The organism is Serratia odorifera (assembly GCF_041448735.1).
GTDB classification, from domain to species: domain Bacteria; phylum Pseudomonadota; class Gammaproteobacteria; order Enterobacterales; family Enterobacteriaceae; genus Serratia_F; species Serratia_F odorifera.
Genome location: NZ_JBGMUT010000002.1, coordinates 881,990 through 889,706, shown reverse-complemented (window position 1 = coordinate 889,706; position 7,717 = coordinate 881,990). Strand labels below are relative to the sequence as shown.

Sequence of the window (7,717 nt, the reverse complement as noted above, 5' to 3'; positions counted from 1 at the left end):
CGCCAACCCGTCGTCCGCGTAATAACACAATGCATCCCACTGGTTCAGCGCATACGCGAACGCCTCACCCAACCGGGATTTTTTCGACAGTGTCACGCTTTTATCCACCATCCACTCATGGAGTGAATCGAGTAACGGTTTCGTGTGGGACTGTCTGGTCACCAGCCTTTCTGCTTCCGGCCTACCACGTATTTCTTCCTCTATCGCGTAGAGTTCACCGATGCGTTTCAGGGCTTCCTCTGCCGTGGCTGTATGGGTACTTATATACACGTCATGGATTTTCCGGCGGGCGTGCGCCCAGCAGGCCACTTCGATCAGCGCACCGCCTTCACGTTCTGCGCTGAACAACCGGTCATAACCGCCGTACGCATCAGCCTGCAACACGCCCCGATACTGGCGAAGATGCTGTTGGGGATGTTTGCCCTGCCGGTCCGGCGAGTAGGCGAACCAGGCCGCCGGTGGGTCTGATGAACCAGCGTTACGGTCATCGCGGACATACGTCCAGATCCGCCCGGTTTTCGTCTTCTTCCTGCCCGGGGACAGCACCGGTACTGGCGTATCGTCGGTATGCAGTTTGCGGGTAGCCATCACGTAGCGGTACAGCGCCTCATCCAGCGGGGCCATTAACCGGCAGCAGGCATCCACCCAGTTGGAGAGTAAGGCCCGGCTCAGGTCCACACCCTGACGGGCCAGGATTTCAGTCTGACGGTACAGAGGCGAGTGCTCTGCGTATTTTGACGTCAGCACACGGGCCAGCAGGCCCGGTCCGGCGATGCCGCGGTCAATGGGCCGCGAGGGGGCGGGTGCTTCAACGATGCAGTCACACTTTACACACGCCTTTTTTACCCTGACGGTGCGGATAACTTTCAGGGCGCAGGCGACCAACTCCAGCTGTTCTGCGCTGACCTCTCCGAGATATTTCAGGTCACTTCCACACTCAGGACAGCCGGTTTCCACGGGGTCAAGGCGGTTTATCTCTCGCGCAAGGTGCTCGGGAAGTGGCCGACGATGTCGGGACTGGCGAAGCTGGCGGGGAACCTGCGGATCGTTTTCCCGACCGCTGTAACGGTCGTTCTGCTGCTCGTGCTGTTTCAGCAGCACCTCAGCCTGCTCCACCTGGCGGCGCAGTTTTTCAGAGCGGGTTCCGAACAGCATCCGGCGCAGCTTTTCCACCTGCGCACGAAGATGTTCTATTTCCCGCTCTTCATTTTCTATCTTCTCTTCAGCCCGGGCCAGCGCCGAACGCAGGAAGGCCTCCGTTTCTTCCACGAGGCTGAGTTGGCTATTTTTTTGTCGGAGCTCTTCTTCAAGTGCTGCGATGTGGGTGAGATAGTCGCGATTCATGGCCACAGTTATAATGTGGCCATGATGTTTTTACAACATTGTCAGCGAGTTAAGTCGGGATGTTTTTGGCTGCCGCCAGTCGAGCTTATCGAGGAGCATGGCGAGTTGTGAGCGGGTAATGGTGATTTTGCCCTCGCGAACGGCAGGCCAGATGAACTGACCTTCTTCGAGCCGTTTGATAAAAAGGCACAGACCGTCCGCATCTGCCCAGAGGATTTTAACCATATCACCACGACGGCCGCGGAAGATGAACAGATGACCGGAGAAGGGATTGTCTTCGAGGGCGTGCTGAATCATTTCCCCCAGACCGTTGAATGATTTCCGCATGTCAGTGACACCGGCGACCAGCCAGATACGGGTGCCTGACGGGAGAGATATCATCGCCCCCTCCCAGTCAACTCGCGGATCAGCACCGCCAGCAGTTCGGGTGACGGGTTATCTAGCGTCATTTTACCCTGGCTGAACTCCACGTGGCAGGAGGTGGCGTTCAGCAAAGAGGGCTGACAGGCTCCGGCGCTTTGGTCATCGGATTGTTGAGGGGCAGCTATCACTTCAACAGGCAGTAGCGCCGGTGGTAAATCGGGTGCAACCGTTGCGGGGAGACGACGTGATATGCGGCCTTCGTTCTGCCAGAGGCGTAGCCATTTGAAGATGACGTTGTCATTGATGCCGTATTCGCGGGCAATCTGAGCCACGCTGGCTCCGGGCTGAGAAGCCAGCTCGACCATACGAAGTTTAAAGTCATTTGTATAATTTTTTCGTGGTTCAGAACGCCAGGATTGGGATTCCATACTTAGATGTCCGTCTGTAAAAGGTGGGCGTCTAAGTTACCAGCACTGGCTTAATGGCTACATACGGCGCTGGCTTTACGCTTACATGGGATTCGATCTAAGCACATCCAGTTGTAAAGCGGGAACGGAACATTATTAAGAGATATCCACTTGGATAAAACTGGAGAGGAATCTCTAAAGCAGGTGGTGGGATATACGCTACCGTTAGAATGTGGCTGGGTGTTGGTAAATCCAATCAATAGCACATCTGTAGTGCTAGGCTCTTTATCAAAGGTAACCCTAATGGTGTTACCACCCACAATTGACACCTCTGTCACAGTAGCACTATTCTCTTGCAAGCTTATCCCTTTGCCTGGGCAGTCAATTATAAAGTCACTATCAATTACCATTGGTGGGTAAGGTACATCACACAACAAATCTGCACTTGTGCCATTAAGGGTAATGCTGTTAACTTTAAGTCCAGTCCAGGTTCCTTTCTTACTGTCATCATATAAATGCCAATGAATTGCCTGAGCTGTGTATTCTCCCTGCAATACCTTGCCAGGTATGCTTAAGTGGCTCATGGTCCCATCGCTGAACAACCAGTTCAGAGGATACTTAGGGCCATACATAATCGCCGTGCTTGGATTTTGGCGAATATAAGCTGTTTGATCAACAGCTGATACTGAGTAAGGCTGCACAACTATAATTTCACCAGTTGGGTTACCTTCATCATCAATCTCACCAGCTTTTGTATTGACGCGGCTACCGACCTGACCAATAACAACAGTGAACGGATCAGTCTGCCCAGTTATGGGGGTTACATCAGCCTGAAAATCAGAGAAGTATTCTGTTTCTTTAGCTAAGTAATCTCCAGGATTTGGGTTATCTCCGTTATCATTATCGCTTTCTCCGTGCTCAAAAGTCATAAATCGGAATACGTAAGGCTTGCCTACCGCATCAGCGGCTTGCTTATAAAGCTGAATTAATGCTAGTCCTTTATTGTATGGCACGGTGCCTTTCTTTATTTTCGAGAAAGGATACCCACCAACTGCAAACCCTGCATGCATGAATACTAAATTTCCGGGATTAAATGACATAAGTGCGTTATACATCGGCAATACGTTACCCTGACGATACATAGGGTAAGACATATCATTAATTGTGGTTCTGTCGGCCTCTCCCATTCCACGCCCACCATCACCTTCGGGCTTACCATTTGCAGCCGCGAGAAGACGGCCGCGATAAGCCGGGTCACGGTTAACAAGGTTGGTATTGCCTGTTACATCTTTCGGCGTATTCAGTGATTGTCCTGATGAAGCCCCACCCTCAATGCGTTCAGCATCTACCGGCATTTCGCGAATTGACGGGATATACATAACCCCTGAGCCAGAGACAGCCTCCCCGCCAGGGACGTAACTAAATATAACCCCTGCGTCAGTAAGTTTCTGAGTTGTCAGTACTGGTCGCTCTGACCACACCACTTCACCATCCCACGCGACGGCAGGAACGCCATTCTTAGTTACGATGGATGCTCGTGACTCACCTAGCTTATCTTGTAACGCTCCATCAATGCCAGGTACATGAACCCCGCCGTCATTATCTATCGCAAATAAAGCTGACTTAAGGTCTGATGTAAATATTACGAACTGGTACCCGACAACTTTATGTGAAAATGTAGTTGAGCATATCGTATCAAGCCGGTCCTGCAGGATGTCATCCATACCAACCACTCGAAGATCACCGCTATCACTAATGGTTAACAGTCCATCAATGCCGTTTTTAGCAACGAGGACGTATTGCATATTATGATATCGGTTCGCTATATTCTTCGGAATAAGTTGTTCAATATAATCCTGAATAGAAGATTTAAGTCCTGCTAGCCATAACCCAAAATCATTGTCTAGGGCAATAGCCGTTTCTGATGGCCCACCTTTCCCCTCAACAGACCAGTGCCACTTTTCAGAGAAATAGTTTTTTATCGAATCTGTTTTATTGTCGATAGATGCAATACTGGCCTCAACCTCAGTGATATCATTTTGTAATGTATCAATGTACTCTGTGCTCGGAGTGCTTTTGCCTGTCGCCGTTGCCGTTCCGGCCACGTTTCTATATTCATCTGATATCGAAGTGTCACTTGGAGAGCGAACGAAAAAATATGCATTATCTGGGATTTCTCCAGATGCAATGGCAGCATTCGCCCCATCAGCCCCATCCAATGATGGCCAGATTTTACCAACCGTTGCTGAGTTTAACTTATCATCCACTTCGGTCTTATCATATACATTGAGGTTTGCTCTTGCTTCTGGAGGTGAAACCTCAGAGAGATTATTGCTTGTTTGAAGTATTTTATTTGCAGGAGCCTTGTAGTCGCTTCCGCTCTGATTGAGTAATAGTACCGCGTCGTCTTGGATGGTGTTTAAAGTTGGTAAAGAGGTTAGTCTAACTTTTTTATCGGCCATTTTTGCCTCTATGAGATCCGGTACCACGCTGCCAGCTTGATACTGGCATTCGCTACGCTAAAGGAGGCATTGCTGCCAGATGATGATGTATTGCCTTCAAAGTGGTGAGAGTGAGAACCAATTGGCACCTGGTGGGTGTGGCTCCCTGAATTTTCCACGACAGAGTTACCCGTATATCCAGCAGCGCCGCCACCGCCGAACCTAATTGTTAGATCGCCTGTGTTGTCAAAGGCAGCTCGATTGAGACGGTGAGTGTGATCGCCGTTCTGAGATGTGCTCTTTGTCCCGTAGTCAAAACTTCCCGTTTCACCCGAGAATGAATGGTAATGTGTGGGGATATTGTCCAACACCAGTGTCACTATATCGCTTCCTGATTGCTGCAATACATCTGTGCCAGACTCATTGGCCAGCCTGATACTCCTCCCTGATCCGGGCACTCTACCCCAAACCGTGCCAGGCCAAATATTGTTTGGGTTTGAATTGTTAGCGAAGAAATGCACGGATGAAACTGGGTAGAGAACATTAACAATGGCGCGTTGAATAACACCAAATGATATCGACTTATCATTTCCTGACTGGTTTACATGGAAAAGATCATCATTCTCGACTGACGTCGCAGCCAATAACTCTGTTAGATATTTTAATTCGATATCGGCCATTACGCCCCCTCTAATGTTGCAACTCTAGCTTCTAGTGCTGATATCTTTGAATAAAGTTCGTTCAGCAAAGTATTTAAATGGTTTGCCGAAAGCTTACTCCCTGCTCTTATTGATCCGTCAGGCATCCTAACTGGAGGGACAAACCCAAATTCAATAATCTCTTCCGGCACAGGTTCTTTGTTGTTCTGTCCGTCGGAATAAACCCTGTCCTGTGCTGCAAACGAATTTGCCATAAATCCTCACTTTGGCATGGCGCCACATAGCATTGAGCCGTTGACGGCATTTGAGTTTGAAACCAATAAGTAGTCATCCTCTGCCACCCCGATGTATTCACCATTTACTTCCAGCAGACCACTAATTGAACTATCTATAGGGTTAACAACTGAGTAGTACGTATCAAGAAATGAACCACCAATAAATAAAGAGCCTCGGTTTAATCCAAGCGCTGTATTCTCATCGACTTTCATTGCATCGTTGGTTCCAACTCTCAAGGCGGTGCCCGATTCCACATCTATGCCAGCCAATGAGAATCCTGTTAGACCGTAATCGTGTGTGGAATACGCCCTAACTCCACCGATGGAAGCCATATCAACAATTTGGTTTATATTAATTGGTACGCGTGGTCCAGTAACGTGGACTGAGTGTGCTGCGGGGAACATTTCTACTAACTCAACATCGTCACTACGCGTCGCCGTAGCAGCAACCACCATTACGTTGTCTGGTGTGCCGCTAAATTGAGAAGATAGCTTTCCTAATAATATCGCCTGCCTATAGTCATCATCACTCATTCCATCACGAATGACATCTACATATTCACCAAACCGATCTAGCTCTATCCCGGAAGCATTGTAAATATTTTGCGTGTCATATATGTACTTTGCCCGTAACTCTATCTCAGGGTGCATTGTCGCTACGGCAGCAAACAAATCTACAACTTGGTCATCCTTTTTTAAGTAATCAGTTGGACGTTGCTTAATAACGGAGATGAAATCTATATCTACCCAATCAGACACCTGTCACCTCGACATTATTTGATGAGAACGTTGCATAGGCACTGTCTCCAACTGGGATATTTGACTCGTTATAACTAACGCCATCGAGGCTAACAGTTATAGTCATCTTTCCAATGCCGGTTGTGTTTGAATAGATGTACCCGTAAATCCTCTGAGTTATTACATCATCACCAAGCCCAAGAGTGCCGCCGTAATTAACAACGCCTTGCTTGATGTCGTTTACCACAGCTGATGGTAGTGGTTCTTCCGGATCCAGTAGAGTTACATCTACTCGGACATAAATCGGCGTGTCAGCAGGGCGAGAGAATTTAACCAGGTGTGGTCGGTCGTATCTATCGCGAACCGTAATCGGTATGTTCCCGTAGGTCTCTATTCCCGCCCCTTTATATTTCCAGATGGCATCAGCAATCTCTTGCTCTAAGCCACCCTGGACTATCGTATGTATCGCTTTGGGAGGAATGCTATTAACCGTCGCCATCGTGTCATTCTCGATAACAACGGCTAGGCTTACACCTTCAACCTCGGTTAGTAATCTCGTCTCAATGGCAGGTATTGTGGCTGCGCCTCCAGATGATGATCGGCTTAGCCTGAGTCGCGCTCGGTAATTTGTGTCGCTTTCTCGTCCGGATCCGGTAGAGCCCTGCACCAGGTTGTTCACGCCAGTCCATCCAGCGATGGCGCTGACCGGGTTATTTAATCCGCCAACAGGCACAACAATCGCACCAGCCTCTATTGCCTCAAAGATGGCAGGAGAACCGATCCGCTGCCACTGAAGACCAGAGGACAGTGATACGCTGTAACCCTCTATTTGGTTTTCTGATGTCAGGTTTATTACGGAACCGTTAGCGTTCGAAGAATATTGTTGTGTGCCATCAATGAGCGATGCCAATGCTGTAGCAATCGAGTTCACAGTGTCAGTAGACTGGCGAGAATAGGCGTAATCCGAACCTGCAATGCGCACGGTATAGGTTGCCGAGGTGGCATTGGTAACTTTAATCTGCCCATCTAGCAGCGCTGTTCTGCTGATTGTTGAGTCTGTAGTTAGCTTAAATTGGTAATTGCCAAATGAAGCTAGCGCCCCCGTTGGTATTAATGATGACTCAGTTCCGTAGATTACCGCATTGACCTTTGTCGTTGTTTCTGGTGCCCTGGTTATCCCACCCATCCAGATGCCGAGTGCATCCAGCGCGGCACCCTCCGCATAAGCCAGAAAGCGGCTCATCCATAGTTCTTCAAGCCCCTCAAACTGCACCGCATTGGCTTCGGCCTCCACGCCGATCCACTGACCCGTAGTCGAGTCCGCCTCGCGATTTATGGGACCAACCACGACCTCCATTGCATCGCCTATCTCTTGTATTGTCTCTGGAAGAGTTGGCTTGTCGAAGCCGCTATCTGTGATGTAATCGACCATACCGCCCCTTTTAGGCATAAAAAAGCCCCGCACGATGGCGAGGCTATGTGATTGGTTT

At 49.2% G+C, this 7,717-nt stretch carries 8 protein-coding genes; all 8 read right to left on the bottom strand.

What is annotated here, in order from left to right; all coding sequences use genetic code 11:
- Nucleotides 1-1,344, bottom strand: a 1,344-nt coding sequence (tnpC, locus tag ACCC84_RS10470) for an IS66 family transposase (protein ID WP_371901893.1), incomplete at its 3' end; no start/stop codon positions are given.
- A 30-nt stretch (nt 1,345-1,374) separates the two neighbouring features.
- On the bottom strand, nt 1,375-1,725 hold the full coding sequence (gene tnpB, locus ACCC84_RS10465) for an IS66 family insertion sequence element accessory protein TnpB (RefSeq protein ID WP_371901892.1): 351 nt from the start codon (nt 1,723-1,725) through the stop codon (nt 1,375-1,377).
- Nucleotides 1,722-2,135: an IS66-like element accessory protein TnpA gene (gene tnpA, locus ACCC84_RS10460; RefSeq protein WP_371901891.1), complete on the bottom strand. Its 414-nt coding sequence runs from the start codon at nt 2,133-2,135 to the stop codon at nt 1,722-1,724. Before tnpA ends, tnpB begins: the two co-directional genes overlap by 4 nt.
- A 50-nt stretch (nt 2,136-2,185) precedes the next feature.
- Entirely contained in the window at nt 2,186-4,576 is a 2,391-nt protein-coding gene (locus ACCC84_RS10455; protein WP_371901890.1) for an amidinotransferase domain-containing protein, read from the bottom strand.
- 8 nt (nt 4,577-4,584) lie between these two features.
- Complete coding sequence (locus ACCC84_RS10450; protein ID WP_371901889.1) at nt 4,585-5,235, bottom strand: phage baseplate protein; 651 nt, start codon at nt 5,233-5,235, stop codon at nt 4,585-4,587.
- Entirely contained in the window at nt 5,235-5,468 is a 234-nt protein-coding gene (locus tag ACCC84_RS10445; RefSeq protein ID WP_371901888.1) for a phosphoglycolate phosphatase, read from the bottom strand. Before ACCC84_RS10445 ends, ACCC84_RS10450 begins: the two co-directional genes overlap by 1 nt.
- 6 nt (nt 5,469-5,474) lie before the next feature.
- Nucleotides 5,475-6,248: a hypothetical protein gene (locus ACCC84_RS10440; protein WP_371901887.1), complete on the bottom strand. Its 774-nt coding sequence runs from the start codon at nt 6,246-6,248 to the stop codon at nt 5,475-5,477.
- Entirely contained in the window at nt 6,241-7,659 is a 1,419-nt protein-coding gene (locus ACCC84_RS10435; protein ID WP_371901886.1) for a baseplate J/gp47 family protein, read from the bottom strand. Before ACCC84_RS10435 ends, ACCC84_RS10440 begins: the two co-directional genes overlap by 8 nt.
- Nucleotides 7,660-7,717 lie beyond the last annotated feature (58 nt).